The sequence below is a fragment of the Maricaulis sp. genome (assembly GCF_048269565.1).
Classification (GTDB): domain Bacteria; phylum Pseudomonadota; class Alphaproteobacteria; order Caulobacterales; family Maricaulaceae; genus Maricaulis.
Map to the genome: position 1 here is coordinate 1 of NZ_JBLXIK010000006.1, position 26907 is coordinate 26907.

Genomic DNA, 26907 nt, shown 5'->3' on the forward strand with positions numbered 1-26907 from the left:
AGAACCGGTCAGGTTCTCGATGTCGCGCAGCCTGTCGCCTTCGGCATGGCCGCCAGAGTTGTCGCCGCCGCGCCACAGACGCACATCAATCCCGGCATCCGAGGCTGAATAGTCTGCCGTGTCTACGCCGATATCGCCGTACAGGGTGTCCGCACCCGCTCCACCGATCAGGGTGTCATTGCCGATCCCGGCAACCAGGATGTCGTCGCCGGCAGCGCCATCCAGGACGTTGTTCGCGCTATTGCCACGGATCGTGTTGTCGAGGGCGTTCCCCGTTCCGTTGGCGCCGTCGCCGGTATTGAAGGTCGAGTAGCTGATGTCATCGATGACAAACCCCTGATTTTCGCCGCCGGCCCCGTCATTTGGGGCGCCTGATGCACTGCCGCGGAAGAAGACGGTGGCTGCCTGATTGGCTTCCTGGGCCGTATCATGGTCCTGACCCAGGTGGAATTCGGTGTAATTCTCGAATGTCGTGGTCGAGCCAACCCATTCGCCATCGACATAGATGTCGATGACATCATTGTCGGAACCATCCACGAAGCGGAGGATGAGCGAGATTTCGTATTCCCTCGTGTTGTCCAGCCCTTCGACAATGGTCCGGTTCCCGGTAAAGGCGGTGAAGTCGTTGTCGACATCGCCGGTTTCCCAGTTCACGCCGTCAGCCATCGGTTCCGAGGTCGCGATCCGCAGTCCGCCGGCAGTATTCTCGAGGACCATGAAGTTCACGCGGTCGGTGCCGGCGGCATTGCCGAAGTCCAGCTCAAGCCGAGAGTTGTCGCCGGGTGCAAAGGCTTTGACCTTGAAGGTCATCTGCATGCTGTCGGCGCCTGCCGTGGTCGAAGACTCCCCGGCAGATACAGCCAGTTGCGGCGCATAGGGTCCGCCAAAATGGCCCTGGGAGGGATCACTGGAAATGCGCAGGGCCTGATCGCTGCCATCCAGGATGATTTCCTGGTCAGTCGCACCTGCGACGGCCCAGTCATTCTCGCCATCGGTGATCGCGCCAAGGTCGAAATCCTCGAAATCCTCGGTATTCGAGGCGGCATCGCTGAGGGTGAGGTTCAACGTTTCCGCTCCAAGTGTGTGGTCGGATGAAACCGTCACGGTTTCGGTCGTCACAGAGAGCGATTGCGAGTCGACCGCGATGCCGCCGGTCACATCAATATTGGTGAACCAGGCGTAGCGGTTTCCGCCAACGTTGGAGTCAATGATATTGCTCTCGGTGTTGCGCACTTCCGTGAAAATCGCATCACCGGCTTCATCATAGACCGTCATCGCAACGGCAAGCGTACCATCGCCGGCATCGAAGAAAGTGTGTTCGAACGTATACCAGCCGCTCTCGGTCACCGTGCCATGATTAGGCAGGGTATCGAGATCCTCACGTGGATCGAAATTGGAATTATTGTCCGCCCCAACCAGCATCTGCCCGGTCGAGGTGTCCATCGCGACGTGGAAAATGAAGTCTTGGAGATGATTGCCGGATTGGTCGTTGGCGGCGACGGAGAAGTCGAAGCCTTCACCTGTCGCCATACCGGTGTCCAGATAGATCTTGATCTGGGTCGAATAGCCATCGCCGAAATCGGACCGGTAGGCCCCCAGTCGCGCAAAGGGGGCGCCACTGCCGTCTTGCTGGAAGATGGCGTGCTGGGAGCCATCGGCTGACTGGATGCCATTGGTCCCCGATGCAACGACGCTGACGCTGCCAGCCCAGCCATTGCTGCCATCGAACCAGCCATCAGAGCCGGATTCAAAACCCTGCCGGTAATCCTCGAGCTGACCACCATTGATGTTTATGCCGTGCTCGATGTCCCAGACCACCGCCGCAATGTGTGCCGCCTTGTGGCCCGAGGCGCCGTCATAATAGGGGCGGTCGCCATAGGTCTGGCCGAGCGTGCTGCGCGGCTCGGCAACCAGATCGCCAATCCCGTCACCGGTGACGTCGACATTGTCGGCCGGGTCGACGCTGCCGAAGCGCGATGCGATCGGGCTGTCTCCGAGATTGCCGAGGATATTGTCGTGGAAGGTCTGGCCCGGCGCGGGGGCGCCTCCGCGATCCTTGGCGATGTCGAGGATAGGCGGATTGCCGGCATCGAGATACTCGACATAGGCATTGGCCAGTTCGACAAAGAGCTTGTTCACGGCCAGGGCGAGCTGGCCCATCGTGGTCGCACCGCTCTGCAATGTCGCGAAATAGTCCGGGAACTCGGAGAGGACATTGACGAACTCTCCCGCCGTGGCGACCGGTGTGTTGTCCTGATAATTACCCCCGACGCTCGAAAGCGATGGGAACGTTACATAAGCGGCATCGAGCTCTGTCCAAGCGTCGATGAAATCCTGAGCGGTAGTAAACGACATTACGCTTCCCCCTGAAAACCGAATGAGCCGGCCGTCAGGCGGTCCGCCCGCGACCCTGTTCTCGAGCGAACCTCAGGTAGTGTGAGGAGTCAATAATTTATTAACGGTTTCGCGTTGCGGTCGTCTGGCGCTGTCCTGTCGAGTCCGGGCTATCGCTATGGCGCCCCCGTGAGTGCAACCTTATGTATCTTGTTGGTTTTCTGGGTGGGGCTCAGTCGGCTGCAGGATGGTCAGGCCGCGCCTCGACGTGCTGAATGAAAGTTTTACGTATATGGCCCATCCCCCCGCGGGAGGGGGCGGGTGCCGGGCGGTGCGCGTTCAGTGCGCCAGTGCCAGTGAGCGCCACTGCAAGAGGCTTGGCCCGGATTGAACCGCGCGCCAGGTGTAGGGCGCCTCCGACCAGGGGAGTATCCAGGGCGTCTCGTTGTCCAGGACCAGATCCGTGTCCTCAAGCCGGACGATGAGGACAGCATGGTGCCCGGTTGCCTCGGAGTAAGCCGTGGCAATCGCCAGCGCTTCGGCCGGCAAGCCGGCGCGGATCAGCGCGGCACGCTTCTCGAGCGCGTAGTCTTCGCAATCCCCGTAGGCCTGGCCAGTGGTCCCGGTGGCGGCGCTGAGCGGCATCGCCCAGCGCTCGGCCATGCCGTAGAGCTCCTGGTCAGAGCGCCAACGCAGTGCGCGGTTGACCTGACGGTTCACTGTTTCGAGCAGGGCCATGGTCTCGGGGTTCGCAGCCAGACGCTGAGTCTGTGCTTGAGGATCTGAGGTTTCCGTGTGTGCAGCGGGCACAGCTTCAGGAGCGAGACCAGCGGCCCGTTCTGCCTGTGCGCCAGGTGCCGGCAATCTTTTTCCATGTGAGGCCGGCCCGGGTTCGCGTCCGCCCGTTGGTGCCTGCAAGCCGGTCGCGTCGGCGGTTGCGGCATCAATGCTGGCGCTGCCGCAGGCCTCGGGGGTTTCTTGGCACAACATCAGTGCGCCCTCGGGGGGTGTGACCAGCCCTGCAAGCATCATCGGGCCTGCATTGGTCGATCCGGTCGTGGTGCAGGCGGTGCCCAGGCCTGCGATGGCGCAGACCGCCAGTCCGAGGACCACGCGGCGCATTCGTTCAAATACAAAGTAAACAATCACCAGAACCACTCCAATTTGAATTTGGAGTTGTTCTAATTCTGCGCAATTTCTATATAACTAAATTACATGGTTAATCGTGATTAGTGTTATTTACTGGTAATCCCCTCCACTTTATTTTAAGTCAAATTCGTGGCGACCCGGAAAGAACTTGTTTACGATCGGGGACCGGGAGTGTTGCTGGCTATTTCCCTGCCGGTCGCCTAGCTAGTGAGGGCAGCCTCGGAGCCTCAGCGTGATTATTTCAAGCCTCAGACAGATTTTCCGCGGCCGCGCGCCCGCATCCATAGCGGGGGTGGTCTATGCTATCGGCGACATCCACGGACGCCGGGATTTGTTGTTGGCGCTGTTGGAGAAGATCGCGGCCGATGACCCGCATGCGGCATCCGATCTGATCTTTCTCGGGGACTATATTGATCGTGGGCCTGACTCGGCCGGTGTCATCGATGTGCTCCTGTCCGATCCGAGGATTGCGGCACGCCGACCGGTTTTCCTGAAGGGAAATCACGAAGCCACGCTTCTGGCCTTCATGGAGGACGCAGAACATGGCCCTGCCTGGAGCCGGTTCGGAGGCGCTGATACGCTGGTTTCCTACGAAGTGCGTCCGCCCCGGGGTGTTGCTGGTGATCCCGCGGCCTGGGAGGGCGTTCGCAGCCAGCTCAACAATGTACTACCGGCGGCACATCTGCAGTTCTTGAACGGGTTGGTCTTGTTTGAAGAACGTGGGGACTACTTCTTTGTCCATGCAGGTATAGACCCCAATCGGCCGGTGAAAGCGCAGGGCGAGGCCGAGTATCTGTGGATTCGGGACGAGTTTCTGCAGGACGAGCGTCGGCTCAGTCACGTCATCGTACATGGCCATACGCCGGAACCGGAGCCTGTCGCGAACCGCCGGCGTGTGGGCACCGATACCGGCGCCTACGCTTCCGGTCGCCTCACTGCAGCACGGATCGACAGCGCTGGCGTCAGATTTCTGTCTACCTGAAAAGCCGGGCGAGCGCCTTGCCTTGTGCCCGGTTGCGGCGAACGTGCCGCGCTTGAGCGGATAGCGCGTGCGCGTTAAACGGCGTGTCCGGGCCTGTCCTTTCCGGATCGGCTCTGTCAGGGTTCTGCGGTGATCTATCCTGCACATCCCGCTTCGTGGTGAGATATGACTAGCTCGGCGATATCCTATGCTCCGCTGTTCCGGGTTGATCCGGGCCTGAGCCTGTCGCTGCAGGAACAGATCCGGCGGCGGGTGATGGAGGCGATCGCGGCTGACCTGTTTCCGGCCGGGCGAAAACTGCCATCTTCACGCAAGCTGGCGACCGTTCTCGGTGTGTCGCGGAACACGGTCTTTCTCGCCTATCAGCAATTGATCGCGGAAGGCCATCTCGAAGCGCGCCAGCGCTCGGGCATCTATGTCGCCGAGGCGACAGCCCCGGATCGGCGGATGTCGCTGATCGCCGGCCGGGAAGGCGTTGATGACGGCGCCGAAGCGACGCGATTCCTGCGCGGGGTGCGTCCGCCGACGCTCGGCTACAAATGCCCTCCGGACTGGCAGAAATACCGCTTCCCCTTCATCGAGGGGCGCTATGACAAGACCTTGTTCCCGATCGCCGAGTGGCGTGAATCCAGCCGGTTGGCGCTGGCGGTCAACGAGGTCGAGGACTGGTCGATCGACAATGGCGAGGTCGACGATCCGGCCCTGATCGAGGAAATCCGCACCAAATTATTGCCGCGGCGCGGCATCCGCGCCCGCTCGGATGAATTGCTGATTACGGTTGGCGAGCAGCAGGCCTTTTTTCTGGTCGCGCAGCTATTCGCCAACTCCGAGGCCCGCATTGCCCTTGAGGAGCCTGGCCTGCCGGACCTGCGCGAGCTGTTCGGCATGTATGGTGCCCGCCTGCACCACCAGCCGGTCGATGATGAGGGGCTGGTGGTCGATGAGCGCCTGCGGGGCAATGACATCGTCTATGTCTCCCCCAGCCGCCAGCGTCCGACCGGGGTGACCATGTCGATGCAGCGGCGCGAAGCGCTGCTGGCCGAGGCGGCCAAGCAGGACTTCCTCATCCTTGAGGATGATTTCGAGTGCGAGATGAACTATCTCGGCGATGCGGTGCCGGCGCTGCGCAGCCTCGATGAGCACGGCCGCGTGATTTATGTGGCCAGCCTGTCCAAGGTCCTGGCACCGGGCGTGCGCCTCGGTTTCATGGTCGCACCGGCGGCGGTGATCAATGAGGCACGGCGGCTGCGCGATCTGACGACTCGGCGCCCATCCCCCAACAACCAGCGTGCTGCCGCCTTCTTCCTGTCGCTCGGGCATTATGATGCCATGCTGCGGCGTCTGCGGCAGGTCAGCGAGGAGCGTCTGATCGCCCTGCGCGATGCACTCAACCACTATCGCCCGTCCTCCATCGCCATCGCGCCCGTAGAGGGGGGCACGACCTACTGGGTGCGGGGCCCGGAAAACCTCGACGCCAGTACCCTCGTGCAGGCGGCAGAGGCCCGCGGCATCCTGATCGAGCCGGCCGAGGCCTGGTTTGCCTTGCCGGATCGGCCCAAAAACATGTTCCGGCTCGGCGTCACCGGCTTGCCTGTCAGCGAGATCAGGCCGGGGATCAAGGCTTTGTCCGAAGTGATGCGCGAGCTTGACCAGGCCGGACACGCCCAGCCGTCACCGGTCAGGTCGGACTGGTTGTCGGAGCCGGAATTGCGGGCGCAAATGTCCGAGGCGACCCTGCTGTACAATACGGTCTATGGTGAACCGTGCACGATTGAGCTCAATGCGGATGGCAGCATGTCGGGCCGCGCCGGCTATGGCGGCGAAGACCAGGATAGCGGCCGCTGGTGGATCGAAAATGACAAATGGTACCGCCAATGGCGCAACTGGGCCTTTGGCGAAGCGCTGGGCTTTCATATCCGCATCGCCGGTGATCGCTTGTCCTGGCTGGATGATGAGGGTCGCGTTGTCGACAGCGCCGTGCTGAGCAACCCCGCGTGATTCCTGAATTTCTAAACGGGTCCAAAGACCAGTCCTGCTCGGGCAAACTGGCCCCATAGATTGCCGGAATCTGGCTCTAAGGCAGGTTCATCCCCCTGCTATGGTCATTAGGACGCAGACGGATCATGCCTCCAGCACCCGGTCCGCTGCAGCATCGGGGATGATTTGATGTCAGTACTTTCCATTGCCGCCATCCAGGTGGATGCAGCCACCGAAGGAAATCTCGACCTGGTCGAGCAGGAAATCCGTTCGGTCGCCAAGCGTTTTCCGTGGGTCGTCATGGTGGCTCTCGGAGAACTGGTCATTCATGGCGCCAGCCTCGCCCGGGCCGAGCCCGCTGGCGGGGAGACCGAGCAGCGTCTGCAGGCGTTGGCGCGGGAAACCGGATTGTGGATCATCCCGGGCTCGCTCTATGAGCGCCGGGATGACGTCGTGTTCAATACAACGCCGGTCATCAACCCCGACGGCGAAATTGTCGGGCGCTTCGACAAGCTCTTTCCATTCCTGCCCTATGAACAGGGTGTGGCCTCGGGCGTCGACTATCCGGTTTTCGACATTCCCGGCATCGGCACCATCGGTGTGGCGATCTGTTTCGACATGTGGTTCCCGGAGGCCATCCGGACCCTGTGCGCCAAAGGTGCCGAGGTCATCATTCTTCCGACCATGACCAATACGGTTGATCGCGATGTCGAGCTATCAATCGCTCGCGCCAATGCGGCGATCAACCAGTGCTATTTCGTCGACATCAATGTTGCGGGCGCGCAGGGCAATGGGCGCTCCATCGTCTATGGGCCGGGCGGCGAACTGCTGCACGAAGCCGGCGCTGGCCGTGAGGTGATGGCCTTTGAACTCGATCTGGAACACGTGCGGCGCTGCCGCGATCGTGGCTGGAACGGGCTCGGTCAGATTCTGAAGAGCTATCGCGACGCACCGGTCCGGTACCCGCTGCATGCGGACCCGGCCGCACGTCAAGCCAGCATGAAGCATTTGGGCCCGCTCGCCATGCCGCAACGACAGGGTGGAGCAACGGGGGCAGCCAATGAGGGGGAGGGCCGGACATCAAAACCACGGCTCTCGATTATCGAGTGAGGGGACCGGCCTGGACCGGATCGCGACAGGACTCCGCATCTGCGGACAGTACAGGGTGATATCATGACCAATACAGCCAACAGAATTTCACGCGCGTCCATGATGGCCGTGCTGCTCGGCGGCACGGCGCTGGCGACGCTGGGCTTCGCGCCGGCCTATGCCCAGGATGAGCAGGCCGACAGCCGCCGCGAGACGATCACGGTGACTGCGACGCGGCGTGAAGAGACCGTCTCCGATGTTCCCTACAACATCTCAGCCGTGGGCGGGGCCGATATCGAGCGCGGCAATATCGTCGACGAAGCAGAGCTTTTGCGTTCCATCCCGGGCATTGCCGTGGTTGATCGCGGCGCGCGCAACTCGGGCACGCTGAATGCCGCCCGCATCCGCGGCCTCGCCGTCGACGGTAATGGTCTCGGCGACTATGCGGTCTCGTCGGTGGCGTCGGTCTCGACCTATATCAATGACACGCCGGTCTTTGCCGGCTTTACCCTGCGCGATCTCGACCGGGTCGAGGTTCTGCGCGGGCCACAGGGCACGCTCTATGGTTCGGGCTCCCTCGGGGGCACCATCCGCTACATCACGCGTGATCCAGATTTCGGTGAAGTGAACGGCTATATCAGCGGTTCGACCTCGCATGTCGAGGGCTCCGAAGGCTGGGGCTATGGTGTCGATGGCGTTCTGAACCTGCCGCTTGGTGACCGCGCGGCACTGCGCCTGGTCGGAAGCTTCGGCGATTATCCGGGCATCACCGACTATGTGAATGTCTATCAACTCGACGGCAATGGCGCGCCAGTCGCGCCCAATGGCATTCTCGACCCGGCCGCGTCCTACACCTCGGTCGAAGATGCCGACACTGTCGAAACCTGGATGGGCCGTGCCACTTTCCTTTGGGAGCCGACCGACACCTTCTCGCTGCGCCTGGTGCATGCGCGTCAGTCTGATGATGTTGGCGGGCGCCGCCAGCAGACCGTTGGCCAGGACGGTTACGGCAATACCTATGGCGATTACGAGAATGGTTCGATCCAGCTCGAGCCGTCCTCGCGCGACATCAATATGAGCTCGCTCGAGATGGAGATGGATCTCGGCTTTGCGACCCTGACGTCATCGACCTCGCACTATGACCACAATGGCGACAGCACCAGCGAGAACACCGGTTTCTATGCACAGGCCGGCTGGCTTGGTTTTTATTACAACTACCCGCGCCCGATGGCTTCGGCCGTGCGGACCTATGCTGATGAGGCTGTGGTCCAGGAAGTGCGGCTTGTGACGGATAATGGAGGCAATTTCGACTATGTCGTCGGCGCCTTCTATCGGCAGCAACAGATTGAATCGACGCAGGCCAGCTATCTGCGTGGCTTCAAGCAGTGGTGGGATACGCTGCTGCCCTTCGCGGCCGGCGCTGTCTCCGGTGATCAGGACTGGGCCTACCGCCGGACCGAGAATTTCACCGAAACGGCACTGTTCGGTGAGTTGACTTGGCACGCCAGCGAAACCCTCGACCTGACATTCGGTGCCCGCTATTTCGACAATGAATCCGACAATGACACCTTCATGGCCCTGCCTCTCTGGGCAGGTCTCTTCCCGGACGTGAATGCCGATTTCTCCTCCTCCGAGGATGACGTGTTGTTCAAGTTCAACATGGCCTGGCGCTTCAGCGATGAAGATATGCTCTACGCCACGATTTCCGAGGGCTATCGCCGCGGCGGATCGAATGCGGTTCCGCTCTCCGGCACCTATGCAGAGGACCCGCGCTGGCAGCTCTACACGTCTGACTCGGTCGTGAACTACGAGATCGGGTTCAAGGGTGATCGCGGTGACTTCCGCTATGATGTCAGCGTCTTCTACGTTGACTGGACCGATCCGCAATTCAACACGGCGTCGACCAATTGGGGCTTCTTCGCGGTGCAGAATGGCAGCGAAGCCCGCTCGATGGGGCTGGAGGCCTCGATTGATGGCTTCATCGGCAATGACTGGCACTACTCGCTTGGCTACGCCTATATCAATGCCGAACTCGGGGCCGACTTCTACGCTCCGGACCGTCCGGCGCCGGCCACACCGATCGCCCTCGATGGTGCGATGCTGCCGGGGACGCCAGAGCACCAGCTCAACTGGTCGGTCGACTACACGACGCAGTTTGCCGACTGGTCGTCCTTCACGCGCCTGGACGGCTATTATCAGTCGGAGACCACCAATGCGGTCACGACCTCGCCGACCTTCAATGTGCCGCTCGACGGGTTCGCGATCTGGAACCTGACGACGACATTCTCGCGTGATGCTGTTGACCTGTCCTTCTGGGTGAAGAATCTCACCAATGAGGAAGGCGTCACCGGCGTCTTTACCGAAGCCTATATGGGGACATCGCCGGCCGACGGTTATTACGGCAATGGCAGCAAACAGATGATCTCCCTGCCGAGAACGATTGGCGCGACGCTGCGCTATAACTTCTGATCGGATAGGATGACGGGGCGGCTGTCCGAGTCGGCCGCCCCGTCCCGCTGTCATGGAAACTGTCATCTCCCGTCCCGACCCCAAGACCCGACTGGCTGAAATCGACCGGGCGATGCGCGGCCGCCAGCTCGGGCAGGTCAGGCCCCTGATCGCGGCCCTGCTGCGTGACGAGCCTGGTTTTGTCGACGCCTGGATTGCGGCGGCACGGTTCGAGCAGATGTCCGGTGATCATGCCGCGATGCGGGAGCGTCTGGCCCGGGCGCTTGAGCTGGCGCCGGCAAGTCCGCTCGTGCGTCTGCTCGATGTCGAGGCGCAGGTCCATCTCGGTCAGATCCGCGATGCCATCCTTGCCCTGCAGGCGATGGAAGCCGAGGCCGGTGAGGATGCCGCCTGGCTCAGCCGGCTCAGTGAATCCTATACCCAATGCGGTGCCTTTGAAGCCGCCGAACACTGTGCCAGGCGGGCCATCAGTGTTGCGCCCGACCAACCGGCGATCCGCTATAATTTCGCCTCCGCGCTGATCGCAACCGGCAAGCTGGCCGAATCTGAGCGCGAATTCGACCGCCTGATCGCGCAGACACCGCATGACTACGACGCGTATTACAATCGCGCGACCCTGCGCAAACAGACCGTCGGCGACAATCATGTCGCCGAGATCAAGCGCATGCTGGCGGCGCCGAAGCGGACGCGGATGGGCGAGGTCCAGCTGCAATACGCCCTGGCGCTGGAGCTGGAAAACCTGGGGCAATATCGCGAGAGTTTCGAGGCGCTCGAGCGCGGGGCTGAAGCGCGGCGGGCGATGATGGCCTACCGCGTCGAGGGCGATGTCGAGACCATGGCGCGGATCGAATCCGTGTTCGATGCTGCCTTCTTCGAGCAGGATCGGGCCGGTTGCAATGATGAGGGGCCGGTCTTCGTGCTGGGCCTGCCGCGCAGTGGCACCACCCTGGTTGATCGCATTCTCAGCGCCCATGGCGATATCGAGAGTCTGGGCGAGCTCAATGACTGGCCGCTGGCCCTGACAGCCCTGTGCCGCGACGCGACCAGCAAGCAGGACATGGTCTCGCGCTCGGCCGGACTGGATATGCGTGCGCTCGGCGACACCTATCTTGATCGCACGGCGCAGCGGCGCCAGAGCCAGCCCTGGTTCATCGACAAGACGCCGGCCAATTTCCTCTATATCGGCCTGATCGCTGCGGCCTTGCCCAAGGCCCGCATCATCCATCTTGTCCGCGATCCGATGGACAATGCGCTTGGCATGTACAAGGCGCTGTTCCGGATGGGCTATCCCTTCTCCTATGATTTCTCCGACCTGGCGCAATACATGCGCGCCAAGGATCGTTTGATGGACCATTGGCGCACCGTGTTGCCGGGACGGATACTGGATGTGCGCTACGAGGACATCATCGCCGACCAGGAAGGCCAGACGCGGCGCTTGCTCGAGCATGTTGGGGTCGATTTTGACCCGGCCTGTCTCGATTTCCACACCAATGCGAGCCCGACGGCAACAGCGAGCGCTGCCCAGGTGCGCCAGCCGCTTTATTCTGGCGCGGTCGGCCGCTGGCGGCGCTATGAGCGCGAACTGGCGCCGTTGGCCGCCATGCTCGGAGTGACACCATGATCCGCACCGCGCTCCTGGCGCTGGGGCTGCTGGCCGGGCCGGCAGCGCCGGTGATGGCCCAGACCCTGTTCGCCGATGATTTCCAGGACGGCGATGCTGAGGGCTGGCGCGGTGACGCCGGGCGCGGCGATATCCGGGTCACTGAATATGCCGGCAACTTCTCGCTGCGTCTGCAGCGCGATGCCTGGGTGGCGACGGCGGTTTCGATCGGGGCCGGGCTTGAACTCCGGGTCGCCGCCGATTTCGCCGCCGAGGGCCTGGAGGGGGAGGATTCATGCCGCCTGGAAACCAGTTTCGACGGCCAGACCTGGGCCGAGATCGGCCGGGTCGTGGATGGACAGGATGATGCCGTGAGTCTGACCCCGATCGCCGGCGTTGTTCCGGCCTCCGATACCGATCGCGCCATGCTGCTGCGCCTGCGCGCCGCCGGAAATGCCGGCAATGATACTTGCTGGGCTGACAATATCAGCGTCACGGCAAGCGTGCCGCTCGCGGCACTTCCGGACGATTTGCCGGCGGCCGCCCTGCTGGGAACGGAGCCGCTGGCAGGACCGTGGACGACATCGGTGTTCGCTCCGGGGCCGGGCGACGCGGCGCCGGCGGCCGGTCTGAACGGACGCCTGATCCTGGCGGCGCCTCACCGCGCCGATCATTTCACCTTGCTGCGCGATGAGTTCGATGCCGCCCCGCGCGCGCCGCGGGTCGATGAAGTGCCGGCCTTTGCGATCGATCTGGTCAGCGATGGCCGCGATTTGATTCCGGTCCAGCGCGGCCCGCAACGCGCCGATCATCCCGACTGGGAATGGATCTTCCAGCCGGGCCGCATCTGGGATGGCGGCGACGGCGAGGGCTGGATGCGCGCCGCCCTGCCGGTGGCGCTGCAGGAACGCAATGCCAATTGCGTCCAGAACGGCTTGATGAGTTTCCTCTGGCGCGAGGACGGCACGGTCTCGCAAGCCGTGTTGCAGATGGGCGCCGAGACCTGTGCCTACTTCCAGTTTGATTTGCTGGCGCGTCTGCCTGTGTCATTCTCGGCCGGCGATGCGGCTGTTGGAGAACCGGTGCGCCAGGCCTGGCACGCCGAGCGCGCGGCGCGCCTGCCGCGCAGCTCGATGTCCGATCTGGCGCGGGCCTATCCGCAGATCGACATTGCCGAGATCGGCTCGCTGCTCGAAGTGACACCGGCGAATATGACCGCCTTTGGCTTCGTGGCCGATGGGAGGCTTTACGCCGGCCCGTGCCAGACGCGGCAAGGACCGGATCCCTATTGCGATGTGATGCCGCTGCCATCCTATTCGCTCGCCAAGTCCATGGTCGCCGGGATCGGGCTGATGCGGCTGGAGCAGCTCTATCCGGGGGCGCGCCAGGCGATCATCGCCGATTATGTGCCGCAATGCGCGGCGGAGCGCTGGGGTGATGTCAGTTTCGAACAGGCGCTCGACATGGTGTCGGGGAATTTCACCTCGGACGTCTACGATATAGACGAGGCCTCGGCTGAGACCTGGGATTTCCTCACCGTTGAAACCCACGCCGAAAAGGTCGAGCGCGCCTGTGCCATGCATCCGCGCCGGGCCGAGCCCGGCACCACCTGGGTCTACCACACCACCGATACCTATCTGCTCGGCGTCGCGATGCAGGCCTATCTGCGCCAGCAGAGCGGGCAGGCCGATGCCGATTTCTACGATGCGCTTCTGGTTCCCATCTGGCAGCAGCTGGGCCTGTCGCCACTGGCCATGCAAACCCGCCGCACCCGCGACGCCGAAGCCCAGCCCTTCACGGGCTGGGGCCTGACCTTGCAGGCCGATGATCTGGCCCGCATTGCGCTTTTCCTGCAGGCCGGCGGCGTGATCGATGGCGAAGCCTGGCTCGACACAGATCTGCTTGCAGCTGCCCTGCAGCAAAACCCCGATGATCGCGGCCTCCCGGCCATCGATGACAGCCTGCGCTACCGGGCCGGCTTCTGGGCCTATAATGCCGGCGATTATCTGGGCTGCGACCATGATGTCTGGATCCCGTCCATGTCCGGCTATGGCGGACTGTCCGTCGCGCTGATCCCCAATGGCCAGGTCTATTTCTACGTCAGTGACGGACGCGAGTTCGCCTGGCGCCGGGCCGTTGCCCAATCGAATATCATCCAACCCTTTTGCGAGGCCGTGCCATGAGTGAAGCCATCCAAGCCGACACCCCGCCGCGCGGCCTGCCCAAGGCGCCGCCCAACGGATTGGTCGCTGCCATTCTGCTGGCTTTCCTGGCCACGGCCGGGCTGTTCTACGTCAACATCATGGCGGCGATTGTCGACGGGCTGGTCAGTGGTATCGGCCTTACCGAGGCGCAGGCCGGGCAGATTGGCTCGGTCAACATTTATGGCGCCGCCGCTGGCGCCCTGCTCTCTGTCTTTCTTGTCAAGCGTCTGCCCTGGAAGGCGCTGGCGCTGGTCTGCCTGGTCGTGTTGATCGCCATCGATCTCGGTTCGATCGCCATCGCCAGCTATGACGTCATGTTCCCGGTGCGCCTGATCCATGGCGTGTTCGGCGGCGTGCTGACCGGCACCGGTTTTGCCGTCATCGCCCGCACAGCCAATCCGGACCGCACTTTCGGCATGCTACTCTTCGTGCAATTCGGGCTCGGCGGTCTGGCCGTGATGGTCTTGCCGCCTCTGGCACCGCTCTACGGCACCCAGGCGCTGTTTATTGCCCTGGCGCTGTTCAGCGCCGTGACCCTGGTGATGCTGCCCTTCCTCTCTGCCTATCCGGCCAAGGCCAAGGATACCAAGGCCGATGGCAAGATCCAGTGGACGCCCATGCTTCTGACGCTGCTCGCGATCTTCCTGTTCCAGGCCGCCAATATGGGGCTGCTGGCCTATATCATCCGGCTCGGCCTCGATTACGGGCTCGAGCGCGGCTATGTCTCGCTGGCGCTGGGGCTGGCGACCTGGGTGGCCTTGGCCGGGCCCTTCCTGGTGATGGTGTGCGGTCTGCGTTTCGGGCGCCTGCGTCTGCTCGTCGCGGCGATGGCTCTGACCCTGGTCGGCACCGCCATTTTCCATCTCAGCGGCAATCCGGTCGCCTACATGGTCGCCAATTGCGGCACCGGCATCACCTGGGGCTTTGTCATCGCCTATCTGCTCGGCATGACGGCCGAGTTCGACAAGGCGGGCCAGGCATCCGCCTTTGGCGGTTTCATTTCCAAGCTCGGCCTCGCTTCCGGACCGATGGTTGCCGGCTGGGCGCTGGCCACCGATGGCGGCTTCCCGGGCCTGATCAATCTGGCCCTGGTCGGTCTCGCCGCGAGCGCCGTGGTGATGATCGTCCCGGCGCGCATGCTCGACCGGAAACGCGCCCTGGCCGACGATTGATCTGGTTCGATCTGCCAGATCAAACTGGCCCTATGGCCGGTGCGGCGAAGATCTAAACTGGCCCCAGTTGTTCGAGAGAGGAAATGCCATGTTGGCCACCCTGCCGGCTTGTCCGACCCAGGCCTATATCGGCGGTGATTGGTGCGATGCACAGGATGGCCGCTGTTTCGACGTCACCAATCCGGCGACCGGAGCGGTCATCGCCCGGATCGCTGAGTGTGGAATCACCGAGACCCGCGCCGCAATCGCCGCGGCAAAGACCGCGCAGGCCGGCTGGGCCGCCTTGCCGGCCGGACAGCGCGGCGCGATCCTGCGGCGCTGGCGTGATCTGATGGTGGAGCGTGCCGACGAACTGGCCCTCGTGCTGACGCGCGAGAACGGCAAGCCATTGGCGGAAGCGCGCGGCGAGATCCTGTACGGCTCCTCCTATCTGGAATGGTTTGCCGAAGAGGCGAAGCGCATCTACGGCGAGATCATCCCTTCCGCCTCGGTCAATAACCGCATCCTGGTGACCAAACAGCCTGTTGGTGTTTGCGCCGCGATCACGCCGTGGAACTTCCCGAACGCGATGCTGATGCGCAAGGCCGCGGCGGCGCTCGCCGCCGGTTGCACCATGGTCGCCAAGCCGGCTGCCGAGACCCCGCTCTCGGCCCTGCTCGCGGCGAAGTTGGGCGAGGAGGCTGGCGTTCCGGCCGGCGTATTCAATATCGTCACTTCGGCCCGTGCAGCCGAAGTCGGTGGTGAGCTGACTTCAAGCCCGGATGTGCGCAAGATCACCTTCACCGGCTCCACCGGCGTCGGCCGGCTTCTGTTGCAGCAATCGGCCGCCACGGTGAAGAAGGCCTCGATGGAGCTGGGCGGCAATGCGCCCTTCATCGTGTTTGACGATGCCGATCTCGATGCGGCGGTCGAGGGCGCCATGGCCTCGAAATTCCGCAATGCCGGCCAGACCTGCGTCTGCGCCAATCGCATGTTCGTGCAGGCGGGCATCATGCCGGAATTCGCCAGACGCCTGGCGGAACGCGTTGCGGCGCTGAAAGTCGGCGATGGCGAAATGGCCGGTTGTGAAGTTGGTCCGCTGATCAATGAGGCCGGCCTCGCGAAGACCGAACGCCTGGTGGCCCAGGCGCGCTCGGCTGGAGCCAGGGTTCTGACCGGTGGCGCCAAGCACGCGGCCGGTGAGCTCTTCTATCAGCCCACTGTGATCGAGGGCGTGACGTCGGATATGGCCGTCGCCCAGGAAGAGATTTTCGGGCCGGTGGCACCATTGATCGGCTTCGAGACCGAGGCCGAGGTGATCGCGCTGGCCAATGACACGATTTATGGTCTTGCCGCCTATCTCTTCACCCGCGATCTCGGTCGCGCCTGGCGGGTTGGCGAGGCGCTGGAATACGGCATGGTCGGCATTAATGAGGGCATCATGTCCTCGGCCGCGGCGCCGTTCGGCGGCGTCAAGCAATCGGGCTTTGGCCGCGAAGGTTCGCGCCACGGTCTCGAGGATTATCTCGACACCAAATACATGTTGATGGGAGGACTCTCGGCGTGACCGCCGGAGGAGATGAGACAATGACCAATTCTACACTTTGGGCCGAACGTCAGGCGGCAACGCCGCGCGGTGTCGGCGTCATGCACCCCGTCTTTGCCAAACGCGCCCTGAACGCGGAAATCTGGGACATTGAGGGCGCGCGCTATATCGATTTCGCCGCCGGCATCGCCGTCACCAATACCGGCCACAACCACCCGAAGGTGAAGGCCGCGGTCGCCGAACAGCTCGATAATTTCTCGCATGTCTGCTTCCAGGTCACGCCCTATGAAAGCTATGTGCGCCTGGCTGAACGCCTCAACAAGCTGGCGCCGGGGCCGAGCCCGAAGAAGACGATCTTTCTGAGCACCGGCGCCGAAGCGGTCGAGAATGCCGTCAAGATCGCCCGCGCCGCGACTGGCCGTCCGGCGGTGATCGCCTTTGCCGGCGGTTTCCACGGGCGCACCATGATGGGCATGGCGCTGACCGGCAAGGTCGCGCCCTACAAGCTCGGCTTCGGACCTTTCCCCGGTGAGATCTTCCACGCGCCATTCCCGGCGCCCTATATCGGGATCGAGGAAGCGGACTCCCTGAAGGCGCTGCAGCAGCTCTTCAAGGCCGATGTCGACCCGGCCCGGGTCGCCGCCATCATCATCGAACCCGTCCAGGGCGAGGGCGGTTTCTATGCGGCTTCACCCGCCTTCATGCAGGCACTGCGCGCGGTCTGTGACCAGCACGGCATCTTGATGATCGTCGACGAGATCCAAACCGGTTTCGCCCGTACCGGCCGCATGTTCGCGACCGAATATGCCGAAATCGAACCCGATCTGATGACGATCGCCAAGGCCATGGCTGGCGGCTTCCCGATCTCCGGCGTCATCGGCAAGGCGGAGATCATGGACGCCCCGGCGCCCGGCGGCCTGGGTGGCACCTATGGCGGCTCGCCGCTGGGCTGTGCCGCCGGTCTGGCGGTACTCGATGTCATCGCCGAGGAAGGCCTGTGCGAACGCGCCATCGAGATCGGGCAGCGCATTGTGAGACGCTGCGAGGCGATGCGTCAGTCTGATACGGGAATTGGCGATATCCGAACGCTCGGTGCGATGACGGCGATCGAGCTGGTCGAGGATGGCGATGCCGCCCGCCCCGATCCGGCCCGCACCGCGCGGATCGTTGCCGAGGCGCGCCAGCGCGGGCTATTGCTACTCTCTTGCGGCGTGCGCGGCAATGTCATCCGCTTCCTCTCGCCGCTGACGATCGGTTTCGACACGCTCGATGAAGGGCTGGATGTGCTGGAGGAGGCCGTGAAGGCCTCCGCCTAGCATACCGGCAGCGCGGTCAGGTCAGAATCGCTGGTAGGAGAGATCACCGGTACCGCGCTGGCCCATATTCATGCCCGGTGCATCGGGTTTGAACATGCCCAGGCACCAGGTTTCATTGCTCGGCGCATCGCGGTTCCAGTCGAAGGCGATCTTGCGATGGGCGATCTTCCAGGCGCCGTCGCGGCACTCGAAGCGGTCGACGATGCGGCCGCCCGTCAGCGTGTCATTGGGCTCGCCGGCCTTGTTGTCGAAGCGGGCGAAGGTGAGGACATAGGTCTCGACGAAGGCGATGCCGGCCTTGAGGTCGAGATCGATGTGCATATTGCACAGATAGTGTCCCATCGGATGCTTGAGCTTGGCCATGCGTTCCACGGCACCATCGACATAGGCATGGGCCGGGCCGGAATAGGTATTGCCGTGTTCCTCGATCGCATCGCTGTGGTAGGCGGACTTCAGGAGTTCGCCATCGGCGCGGTCAACGCCGCGCGCATAGCGCACGAGGGCTTCCTGGATATCCTGTTTAGCGATCAGGCTCTCGACAGTGTTGGGCTGGATTTCCATCGGTGATGTCTCTTTCTTGATCAGGCGGCCTGGGCGGCGCGCAGGCGTGGGCCATCGGCCCAGGTCGCGTGGGTGCCGCTGGAGATCCGGTGCGGCAGGATGATGCGGCAGACGGGACCGGCCTCGAAATTCTTGCAATCGACCAGCACGCATTCCGAGCGGTCTTCATTCATGTCGGTGATGAAGGAGACGAGATAGCCGTCATCCTCATCAACCGCTCCCACGCGCGGTGCAAACGGCGCTTCGCTGCCGAAACGGCCTTCGCCGAAGGAGAGGCTCTGCGACTGACCGGTCTCGTAATCATGCTTGACGGCACCGGTGAACAGGAACCAGCCCGGCTTGGTGGTTGTCGAATAGGCATAGCGGGCCTTGGTGCCGGCATGCTCCTGGTTGAAGCTGCCGAATTCCAGGATTCGGTCGTCGAGATGCCCCTCGGTGCAGGCGCCCGTCTTCATGTTGAAGCGCCAGCGGTGCAGCTTCGGCTTGAAGGAGTTCTCGTCGACGAAGGCCATCAGATGCCCCATGCGCGGATCGGGGTGGTTGACCTCCAGCGCATCGGGCACGGGCTGTTCCTGGAAGTAGCCGTCGAGGATGACTTCATCGCCCTCTTCCCACGCATTCATCCAGTGCAGGACATAGGTTGGATCGGCCTCGAACCACTTGATCTGATCCGGCGAGCCATAGCGAGGCACGATCGCGAAACGGGTCGGCATGTCGCGGTGGAAACGGGTGGCGTGGCGGCCCTTTGCCAGCGCTGCGGGATCCCAGAACAGGGGCAGGTCGGCGAAGATCGAGTAATTCTTGCTGAAGGCCATGTCATGGGGCAGGCGCGGCCCGGGCAGCGGGATCGGGATATAGTGCTTGAGCTTGTTGTCCGGTCCGACGACGCCGTAATGCATGTAGGGGGCGTGGGTGGAATAGTTGAAGAACAACAATTCCCCGGTCGCCTCATCCACTTTCGGGTGGGCCGAGATCCCGTCGAGCGGGACCCAGCTCTCGGTGCCGAATTGCTCGAGCGTATAGGGGTCGAGCCGATAGCCGTCGCCGCACTGATAAAAGGTCGACAGGATCTTGCCCGCATGGACAACGACATCGGTTGAGGAGCTGTCCTTTACAAAGCCATGCGCGCCCCAGCCGGGCCGCGTGGACAGTCTTGGATCCTCGGCGATCCCGGCCCAGAGCGCCTTGCCGGCCTCGACCTCGGCCATGAAGGCCTTGGTGCGCACGAAGCGGTTGTGATAGGCGGCCTGGCCGTCGCGGAACGAGATCGCATGGATCATGCCGTCACCGTCGAACGGGTGATAAAGGCCGATCGAGCCATGCACCGGGTTTTCGGTATTGCGGACATAGACGCCGTCGATATCGGTCGGAATTTCGCCGATGACGTCCATCTTGTCGGCATCATATTCGTCGAAATTCGGCGTCCAGGGGCCGGACATATAGGGGTGGCGCGGATCCGGTTCCGTGTGGGGAACAGTGTTGATCTTGACGGTGCTCATCAGGACAGGTCTCCGGATTTGGGTGGCATGGGAATGAAGCTGCTGGTGCGGGCGATATAGTCTTCATATTCGGGGCGGGAGCGCTTCATCCGGCGTTCGAGCAGGGCCGCACCGCTCCACTTGACCAGCAGGCCGGTCAGCACGACCGGACCGATAATGGCGGCCCAGCCGGCCTGGGTTTCGGCGGCGATCAGATAGAGGCCCCACCAGACGCAGGCATCGCCGAAATAATTCGGGTGCCGCGTATAGCGCCACAGGCCCTGGTCCATCACCTTGCCGGCATTCGCCGGATCGCCCTTGAAACGCGCCATCTGCCAGTCGCCGACGCTTTCGAAGAAAATGCCGGTCAGGGCCAGGGCTGCACCCAGGAAAGCGACGGGGCCCAGCGCGGCAGGTGTTGCCGAAATCTGCCCCAGTTGCACCGGCAGCGAGACGATCCAGAGCAGGACGGCCTGCATCATGAAAACGAATTTGAAGCTGTGCCAATGGACGTTGCCGGGCGCGTGCTTGAGCAGGGCGACATAGCGCTTGTCGGGCCCTTCCTTGCGCCAGCGCCAGAACAGATAGCCGCCCAGACGCAGGCCCCAGATCGCGGTCAGGCCGAGCAGGAGAAGTTTGCGCGCGCCGGCACCGTCGGGGGTGAGGACGAAGCTCAGCCCGGCGACGAGAATGAAGCCGAATGCCCAGAAGGAATCGATGAAGCTGACATCCTTGAGCGTGATGCTGATCGCCCAGAGCGCCAGCATCACGCCGACCAGCATTGCGAGATTGGAGCCGAGGAGTGTGATCACTTCGGTCATGAGGCGTCTCCGGAAGGTTTTTGCGCGGCTGGTCGGGCCAGCAGGTCGATGATGCCGGGGCCGGGCGTGGCAGCGTAGAGCGCCTCGATATCGGCCGCGCGGCGTTGTTTCGCGATGGACTGGTTGATGGTGCCCTTATCCGAGACTTCGTGGGCCTCGGCATTGGGTGGCTCGGTGAGAAAGGCGAAGCGGCCGATACGCTGGCTGGAGCCGCTGGCGGCGGCATTGTGGGCGGCCAGGCGCGAGCGGATGGCTTCGGTCACGGCCGGGTGCCGCAACAGCTCTTCGAGCTGCAGCCCATCGGTGTCGGTCAGTTCGGCCAGGCCCTTCGGGTTCGGCCAGGCGAGCAGGGCAAGATAGGGCCGGTTCTCGCCACAGATCACGGTGTCGGCAATGCAGGGCGACAGGGCCGCGACGAGTTCCGCGCGCAGCGCCCCGCCGGAAACCCAGGTGCCGGTATCGAGCTTGAACTCCTCGGCGAGCCGACCGGCAAAGGCCAGTCCCTCGTCGGGATTGTCGGGATTGTGGAAACGGGCCGTATCGCCGATGCGGTAGAAGTCTTCCTCATCGCGCAGGGTGGCGTTGAGTTCGGGCTGGTCGAGATAGCCGGGCGTGACCATCGGGCCCTTCATGCGCAATTCATAGCGATCGCCGGCCGGTACCATCTTCACCGAGAGGCCGGGCATCGGCAGGCCGATCCCGACCTGCTCGCTCATGAAATAGATCGACATGCAGCCCGATGTGGTCTCCGTCGCGCCATAGCCGGTGGTGAAAAAGACCCGTCTGCCGGTCTCGCTGATGGCGAGCGCCTGGATGCGGTCATACAGGGGTTGCGGCAGGCCGGCACCGCCATAGAGCATCAGGCGCAAATCCTTGAAGAAGGTGTGCCGCAGCACTTCATCATCTTCCAGCGCGTCGGCGAGCATGGCGTAGCCGGCCGGCACATTGGTGAAGTATTTGAGCGGTACCTCACGCAAATTCCGGATGGTTTCGTCGAAGCGCCCGGGCATCGGCTTGCCGGCGTCGATGTAATAGGTGCCACCGAAAATTGCCGCCGCCATTGAGGAGAAGGCGCCGGAGACATGGCTCCAGGGCAACCATTCCAGCAGGACATCATCCCAGCCGGCGGCGCGCCCGAGCACTTGCCAGCCCTGATAGAGATTGGCCGTGATCATGCGCTGGGTCTGGATGACGGCCTTGGGCCGGCCAGTGGAGCCAGACGTCAGCATGTAGGCGGCCGGGGCATCCGGGTCGAGCGCCGCGATACGGGCTGCGACGGCCGCGCCGGGCGGGGTTGCGAGCACATCGGCCAGCCGGGTGGAGGGCAGGTCGCACGGCCCGCCCGTGAGGATCACGCTGCCCTGTGGCGCGACCGCCTTGATCGCCGGGCCGCAAGCGACGCCATCTTCGGCGAAGATCACGGCGGGGTGGACCAGATCGACGACATGGCGCAGGCGCTCATAGCCGCCGGCACCGCCCATCAGCGCATAGTTTTCGCTGACCGGGCAGACCGGTACGCCGGCCCCCATCGCGCCATAACGCATGATGGCGTGATTGATGGAGTTGCCCGACAGGATCATGACCGGGCGGCCCGGCTCCGGATCGAGATCGATCAGCCATTGCGTCACCGCATCGGCCGCAGCCTTGACCTCGGCAAAGCTGACCGAGCGCCAGCCATCGCCATTGGTCGGCCGTTCCGCGAGGTGCGTCTTGTCAGGCTGAAGGCTGGCCTGACGGGCCAGGCCCGCCGGCACGGAAGCGTTTTCGATCTGGAGCGCCTCGCGCGGGGTCATGACGATGCTGCCATCGTCTCGGGTCTCGATCACCAGATCGACGGGGGGGAATTCGACATCTCGAAAGGCCGGTGAGGGCATGGTTTGATCAATCCGTTTCCGGTGCAGTGCCCGTCTGGCGCGCACAGATTTCGAAGGAAGGTCTGGTTATGCAATTCGATCCAGAGCCTATACGCCGGGCTTTGGCGCTGTCAATTCGACCGGTGTGTTGAGGCGAAAATGCCGTTGAATACAGTCGCTCCGCCCGTGGCAGGCCACGCCCCGCCGCCCGCGCCAGCCGCGCGCTTCAGTAGATAACTTGCATGATCATACTGATGCTGGCTAACTGGGGGTGGGAGATTTTTTCGAGACCGGGGAGGTATTCGGCGTGATCCAGAGCCCGCAAGACCGCATTGACACCTATCGCCAGAAGGGCTGGTGGAGCGGCGAGACTGTTGACTCAATTTTTCGGCGCGCTGTCCTGGCGGGCGGCGACAACGAGGCGCTCGTTGATCCGCCGAACCGCGCCGCCATGGGATTGCTGGGCGAGCCGCGTCGGCTGGACTGGCAACAGGTTGATGCCAGCGTCAATGCCGTGGCGCGGGCCTTTCAGGCGCACGGCGTCGGGCGGGACGATATCGTTCTGGCGCAGCTGCCCAATATTGTCGAAGGCGTGTTGGCCTTTCTCGCCTGTGCGCGGATCGGCGCAATCCTCAGCCCCACGCCGATGGCCTATCGCGAACATGAATTGCGGGCCTTGCTGGGCAAGATCAAGCCGGCCCTGATCCTGACCGTCGACAGGTTCGGGACCCACGCCCACGCGGCGACTGCCGTCAAGCTCCGCGATGCCGGACTGTTTGATGGTTCGGTGATCTGCGTCGGTGCGAGCGAAACCGCCGGTGCCGCCCCGCTGGACCTGACGCTCGCCAACGACCTTGTCCTCCCTGACCCGCCGATCGAGGCCGCGGAAACCCTGACGATTTGCTGGACCTCCGGCACCGAGGCCACCCCGAAGGGCGTGCCGCGCCATCATGATCACTGGCGCGTCAATGGCGAGGCCCTGGTCGAGGCGACGGGGCTTCAGGATGGCGATGTCCTGCTCAATCCCTTCCCGCTGATCAATATCGCGGCCTTTGGCGGCGTGGTCATGCCCTGGCTCTTGCGGGCCGGCACCATGGTGCAGCATCACCCGTTCGATGCCGGGATTTTCCTCGAACAACTCATTTCCGAGCGGGTCAATTACACCGTGGCGCCGCCGGCCATTCTCAACATGTTGCTGAAGAATGAGGCGATGCTGGCCGGGGCCGATCTCTCACATCTGCGCTGTCTCGGTTCCGGTTCCGCCCCGCTCTCGCCCTGGATGGTGCGCGGCTGGCAGGAACGCCATGGCGTGCCGGTCATGAATGTATTCGGCTCGAATGAAGGGTGTTCGCTCTTCTCCTCCTCGCTTGACGTTGCTGACCCCGATCTGCGCGCCCGGCTGTTTCCGCGCTTTGGTGTTGCCGGGCTCGGCTGGAATTCAAGCTTCGCGTCCAAGGTCCGCACCCGCCTGGTGGATCCGGATACCGACACCATCATCACCACGGCAGGCCAGCCCGGCGAGTTGCGTCTCGATGGCGCGATGGTGTTTGACGGCTACTGGCAGGCAGGCGAACTGGACAAGTCCTGCTTCGACGAGGACGGCTATTTTCGCACCGGCGACCTGTTCGAGATCGCGTCCGATGACGGTGAGCGCTTCTATCGCTTCGTCGGGCGCAGCAAGGAAATCATCATCCGTGGCGGGGTGAATATTTCGCCCGCGGAACTGGACTCCCTGATCGAGGGGCATCCGGCGGTCCGCGAGGCGGCCTGTATCGGCTTCCCCGACGAGCGGCTCGGCGAACGGGTCTGCGCCGTCGTGGCGTTGAAGCCCGGGCAATCGCTCTCGCTCGAGCAGCTGATCGATTTCCTCAAGGACGAGGCGTTGGCAACCTATAAATTGCCGGAACGACTGAAGGTCGTCGACGCCTTGCCGCGAAATTCGCTGGGCAAGATCCTGCGCCGAGAACTGAATGCCGAGCCGCAGGCCTCCAGTCCGGTCGAGGGGGCGATATCATGAGTGGAATCGAAACCGTCAACGGCATTATTGCCGCCTGGAAGGCGGGCGACAATGACGCCTTGCTTGAGCATTTGTGTGAGGATGTCGTCTATCACTTCCATGTCGGATCGCGCCCGTTGCGGGGGCGCGATGCCGTCCGGCGCTTTCTCGAGCGATTTGGAGCCGGCCAGACGCAGATCCGCTGGGAAATCATGCACTGGGCCCAGGCCGGCGACCGGCTGTTCGTGGAGGGTATTGACGACTATGTCGCTGCGGATGGCCGCCGTATCCGCTTGCCCTATGCCGGCGTGTTCGAGTTCCGTGACGGCCGCGTGGCAGGCTGGCGCGACTATCTCGATGGCGCTGTCGTGGCGGCCGCCCGCGCAGGCGAGCCGAACCCCGAGTGGGTTGATGAGGTCATGCAATCGACATGATTGCGCCAGAATGACCTTGACGTAGTGGATTTCCACCCATCTTATGACTTGCATACAAAAACCAACGGGGAGAATTCCAATGCGTACTGCCATCATCGCCCTTGCTGCCGGGCTGCTTACCATGGGCTGCGCCCAGAGCCAGGTCGAAGACGCGACCGAATCCGATCCACGTATCGCCGTCGTCATGGACATGGTCGATGCCTGGAACACCCGGGACTGGGACCGCGTCACCAATCTGTTTGCCGAAGACGGTTCGCTGCACTCCATGATGGTCGAGCCGGTTGTCGGTCGCGAAGCGATCGGCGCGCGCATCGGTCATCTCGGTGCCGGCATCGAGACCATCACCCTGCACATCCACCATGTCGGCCTCGTCGACGATGTCATCTTCGTCGAGCGCACCGATCAGTTTGTCTACAACGGCCATGCCGGCTCGGTCCCCGTCGTCGGCGTTATCGAGGTCGAAGATGGCCTGATCACCGAATGGCGCGAGTATTATGACCGCGCCGAACTGCTCGAGGCCCTCGGCCTCACCACGGACTTCGACTCGGCCGGACGGTGAGCGTGACCGACGCAGCGGGCGAAACCAGCCCCGCGATTGCAGCCGAGGAGGCGGGGCGATACCCGCCTCCTCTGGTCGCATGGCTCACCGTGGCCGTGCTTTTCATTGCCTACATCTTTTCCTTCATCGACCGCATGATCATCGGCCTCCTGGTTGAGCCGATGAAGGCCGATCTCAATCTCACCGATACCCAGATCAGCCTGCTGCAGGGGCTGGCCTTTGCGACTTTCTACACGCTCGTCGGCCTGCCGCTCGGCCGTCTGATCGACCGCGCTGCGCGCCTGCGCGTCGCCGCGGTCGGTGTCGCTCTGTGGAGCCTGATGACGGCGTCCTGCGGTCTGGCTGGCCAGTACTGGCAGCTCTTCCTCGCACGGATGGGTGTCGGGGTGGGCGAGGCGACCCTGTCGCCAGCAGCCTATTCCATCATTTCGGACAGCTTTCCCCAGCGCCGCATGGGGCTGGCGATGGGCCTGTACGGCCTCGGATCCGCTGTCGGTGCCGGGCTCGCCTTCATCATCGGCGCAGCGGTTATCCAGCTGGTGGCCGCTGCCGACGCGCTTTACCTGCCGATTATCGGGGAAGTGCGTGCCTGGCAGGCGACCTTCCTGATCGTCGGTTTGCCCGGACTTGTCATCGCCGCAGTACTGGCCCTGATGCCCGAGCCGGCCCGACTGGTCTCGAGCGATCCGTTGGCAGACAAGGTGCAGATCCCGCTCAAGGCCATCGCCGCCTTCCTGCGGCGGCGGGCCGGGGCCGTGCTCGGCCTTTGCTTTGCCACCGGCATGGTCAATTTCGCCGTCTTCGCGGCCATCTCATGGTTTCCGGTCTTCCTGATGCGGGTCCATGGCATGACGCTGGTCGATGCGGGCCAGCTCGCTGGTGGTTGCCTGATTCTGGGCGGGTTGATTGGTCTGGTCGGTGGAGGCTGGCTGACCGACAAGCTGGGCGGCCAGCCGACCGGGCGACTCGCATTTTGCGGCTTCGCTGCGGTGATCGGCACGGTCGGCGCGGTCGTCTTCCCCCTCAGCAATAATCTCTGGGTGACGGCTATTGCCTTCGTGATTTTCTTCGCGACGGCAGCAGTGCCGATCGGGGCTGCCGCGACGGCATTGCAGCAGCTGACGCCCAACCGGATGCGGGCGACTGTTTCGGCGGTCTACCTGTTCATCGTCAATCTGATCGGCCTTGGTGCCGGACCAACAGCAACGGCGCTGCTTGGAGACATCTTGTTTCCTTATGAAAGCGGCATCCGCTATGCGATCGCGATCGCATCGCCTGCGGCTTTCGCACTGGCAGCCCTGTTGTTCTTCATCGCGGCCCGTTATGCGCGCCGTGAGTTGAAAACCATCGAAGTCTAGCCTGGCCGGGGTGTGCGTGACCCGTTCGAG

General features: G+C 63.3%; 19 protein-coding genes. 13 read left to right on the forward strand and 6 right to left on the reverse strand.

The features are described 5' to 3' along the window. Together ACN0YL_RS11665 and ACN0YL_RS11670 are read right to left on the reverse strand one after the other, a co-directional pair. Positions 1 to 2355, reverse strand: a 2355-nt coding sequence (locus ACN0YL_RS11665) for a calcium-binding protein (protein WP_417498095.1), incomplete at its 3' end; no start/stop codon positions are given. Between the two features lie 318 nt (positions 2356 to 2673). Next, the gene (locus ACN0YL_RS11670) at positions 2674 to 3483 is read right to left on the reverse strand and encodes a transglutaminase-like cysteine peptidase (RefSeq protein ID WP_417490520.1); all 810 of its coding nucleotides are present in this window, start codon (positions 3481 to 3483) and stop codon (positions 2674 to 2676) included. Between the two features lie 232 nt (positions 3484 to 3715). On the opposite strand from ACN0YL_RS11670, the gene ACN0YL_RS11675 reads away from it, so the two are divergent. From ACN0YL_RS11675 to gabT, 9 genes are all read left to right on the forward strand, one after another. Beyond that, positions 3716 to 4465 (forward strand): metallophosphoesterase family protein, encoded by a 750-nt coding sequence (locus ACN0YL_RS11675; RefSeq protein WP_417490521.1) that lies wholly within the window; start codon positions 3716 to 3718, stop codon positions 4463 to 4465. Between the two features lie 165 nt (positions 4466 to 4630). After that, on the forward strand, positions 4631 to 6463 hold the full coding sequence (locus ACN0YL_RS11680) for a PLP-dependent aminotransferase family protein (protein WP_417490522.1): 1833 nt from the start codon (positions 4631 to 4633) through the stop codon (positions 6461 to 6463). A gap of 168 nt (positions 6464 to 6631) precedes the next feature. After that, complete coding sequence (locus ACN0YL_RS11685; protein ID WP_417498096.1) at positions 6632 to 7552, forward strand: nitrilase-related carbon-nitrogen hydrolase; 921 nt, start codon at positions 6632 to 6634, stop codon at positions 7550 to 7552. Between the two features lie 63 nt (positions 7553 to 7615). Continuing rightward, the gene (locus ACN0YL_RS11690; protein WP_417498097.1) at positions 7616 to 10000 is read left to right on the forward strand and encodes a TonB-dependent receptor; all 2385 of its coding nucleotides are present in this window, start codon (positions 7616 to 7618) and stop codon (positions 9998 to 10000) included. 52 nt (positions 10001 to 10052) lie between these two features. Then, positions 10053 to 11621 carry a sulfotransferase gene (locus tag ACN0YL_RS11695; RefSeq protein WP_417490525.1) on the forward strand — a complete coding sequence of 523 codons (1569 nt, stop codon included), beginning with the start codon at positions 10053 to 10055 and terminating at the stop codon, positions 11619 to 11621. Beyond that, positions 11618 to 13783, forward strand: coding sequence for a hypothetical protein (locus ACN0YL_RS11700; protein ID WP_417498098.1), 2166 nt, complete (start codon positions 11618 to 11620; stop codon positions 13781 to 13783). Before ACN0YL_RS11695 ends, ACN0YL_RS11700 begins: the two co-directional genes overlap by 4 nt. After that, on the forward strand, positions 13780 to 14976 hold the full coding sequence (locus ACN0YL_RS11705) for an MFS transporter (RefSeq protein WP_417498099.1): 1197 nt from the start codon (positions 13780 to 13782) through the stop codon (positions 14974 to 14976). The genes ACN0YL_RS11700 and ACN0YL_RS11705 overlap by 4 nt, the downstream gene beginning before the upstream one ends. An 88-nt stretch (positions 14977 to 15064) precedes the next feature. Continuing rightward, a complete protein-coding gene (locus ACN0YL_RS11710; protein ID WP_417498100.1) occupies positions 15065 to 16522 on the forward strand; it encodes an NAD-dependent succinate-semialdehyde dehydrogenase in 1458 nt (485 codons plus the stop codon). Between the two features lie 20 nt (positions 16523 to 16542). Continuing rightward, entirely contained in the window at positions 16543 to 17817 is a 1275-nt protein-coding gene (gene gabT / locus ACN0YL_RS11715) for a 4-aminobutyrate--2-oxoglutarate transaminase (RefSeq protein ID WP_417490529.1), read from the forward strand. 21 nt (positions 17818 to 17838) lie between these two features. Here gabT and ACN0YL_RS11720 read toward each other — a convergent pair whose 3' ends face one another. Genes ACN0YL_RS11720 through ACN0YL_RS11735 form a run of 4 tightly spaced genes read right to left on the reverse strand, consistent with a single transcriptional unit; the run spans position 17839 to position 22551 of the window. Continuing rightward, positions 17839 to 18378, reverse strand: a complete 540-nt coding sequence (locus ACN0YL_RS11720) for a nuclear transport factor 2 family protein (protein ID WP_417490530.1) — start codon at positions 18376 to 18378, stop codon at positions 17839 to 17841. 20 nt (positions 18379 to 18398) lie between these two features. Further along, positions 18399 to 19877, reverse strand: coding sequence for a carotenoid oxygenase family protein (locus ACN0YL_RS11725; RefSeq protein WP_417498101.1), 1479 nt, complete (start codon positions 19875 to 19877; stop codon positions 18399 to 18401). Beyond that, positions 19877 to 20677, reverse strand: coding sequence for a DUF1295 domain-containing protein (locus ACN0YL_RS11730; protein ID WP_417498102.1), 801 nt, complete (start codon positions 20675 to 20677; stop codon positions 19877 to 19879). Before ACN0YL_RS11730 ends, ACN0YL_RS11725 begins: the two co-directional genes overlap by 1 nt. Beyond that, on the reverse strand, positions 20674 to 22551 hold the full coding sequence (locus tag ACN0YL_RS11735; protein WP_417498103.1) for an AMP-binding protein: 1878 nt from the start codon (positions 22549 to 22551) through the stop codon (positions 20674 to 20676). The genes ACN0YL_RS11730 and ACN0YL_RS11735 overlap by 4 nt, the downstream gene beginning before the upstream one ends. Positions 22552 to 22801: 250 nt before the next feature. Between ACN0YL_RS11735 and ACN0YL_RS11740 the strand changes: the two genes are divergently transcribed. From ACN0YL_RS11740 to ACN0YL_RS11755, 4 genes are all read left to right on the forward strand, one after another. Next, positions 22802 to 24547, forward strand: a complete 1746-nt coding sequence (locus ACN0YL_RS11740) for a class I adenylate-forming enzyme family protein (protein WP_417498104.1) — start codon at positions 22802 to 22804, stop codon at positions 24545 to 24547. Then, positions 24544 to 24960 (forward strand): nuclear transport factor 2 family protein, encoded by a 417-nt coding sequence (locus ACN0YL_RS11745; RefSeq protein WP_417490535.1) that lies wholly within the window; start codon positions 24544 to 24546, stop codon positions 24958 to 24960. The genes ACN0YL_RS11740 and ACN0YL_RS11745 overlap by 4 nt, the downstream gene beginning before the upstream one ends. Before the next feature lie 79 nt (positions 24961 to 25039). Next, a complete protein-coding gene (locus tag ACN0YL_RS11750; protein ID WP_417498105.1) occupies positions 25040 to 25519 on the forward strand; it encodes a nuclear transport factor 2 family protein in 480 nt (159 codons plus the stop codon). Positions 25520 to 25521: 2 nt separating this feature from the next. Next, positions 25522 to 26877 carry an MFS transporter gene (locus ACN0YL_RS11755; protein WP_417498106.1) on the forward strand — a complete coding sequence of 452 codons (1356 nt, stop codon included), beginning with the start codon at positions 25522 to 25524 and terminating at the stop codon, positions 26875 to 26877. Positions 26878 to 26907: the final 30 nt, after the last annotated feature.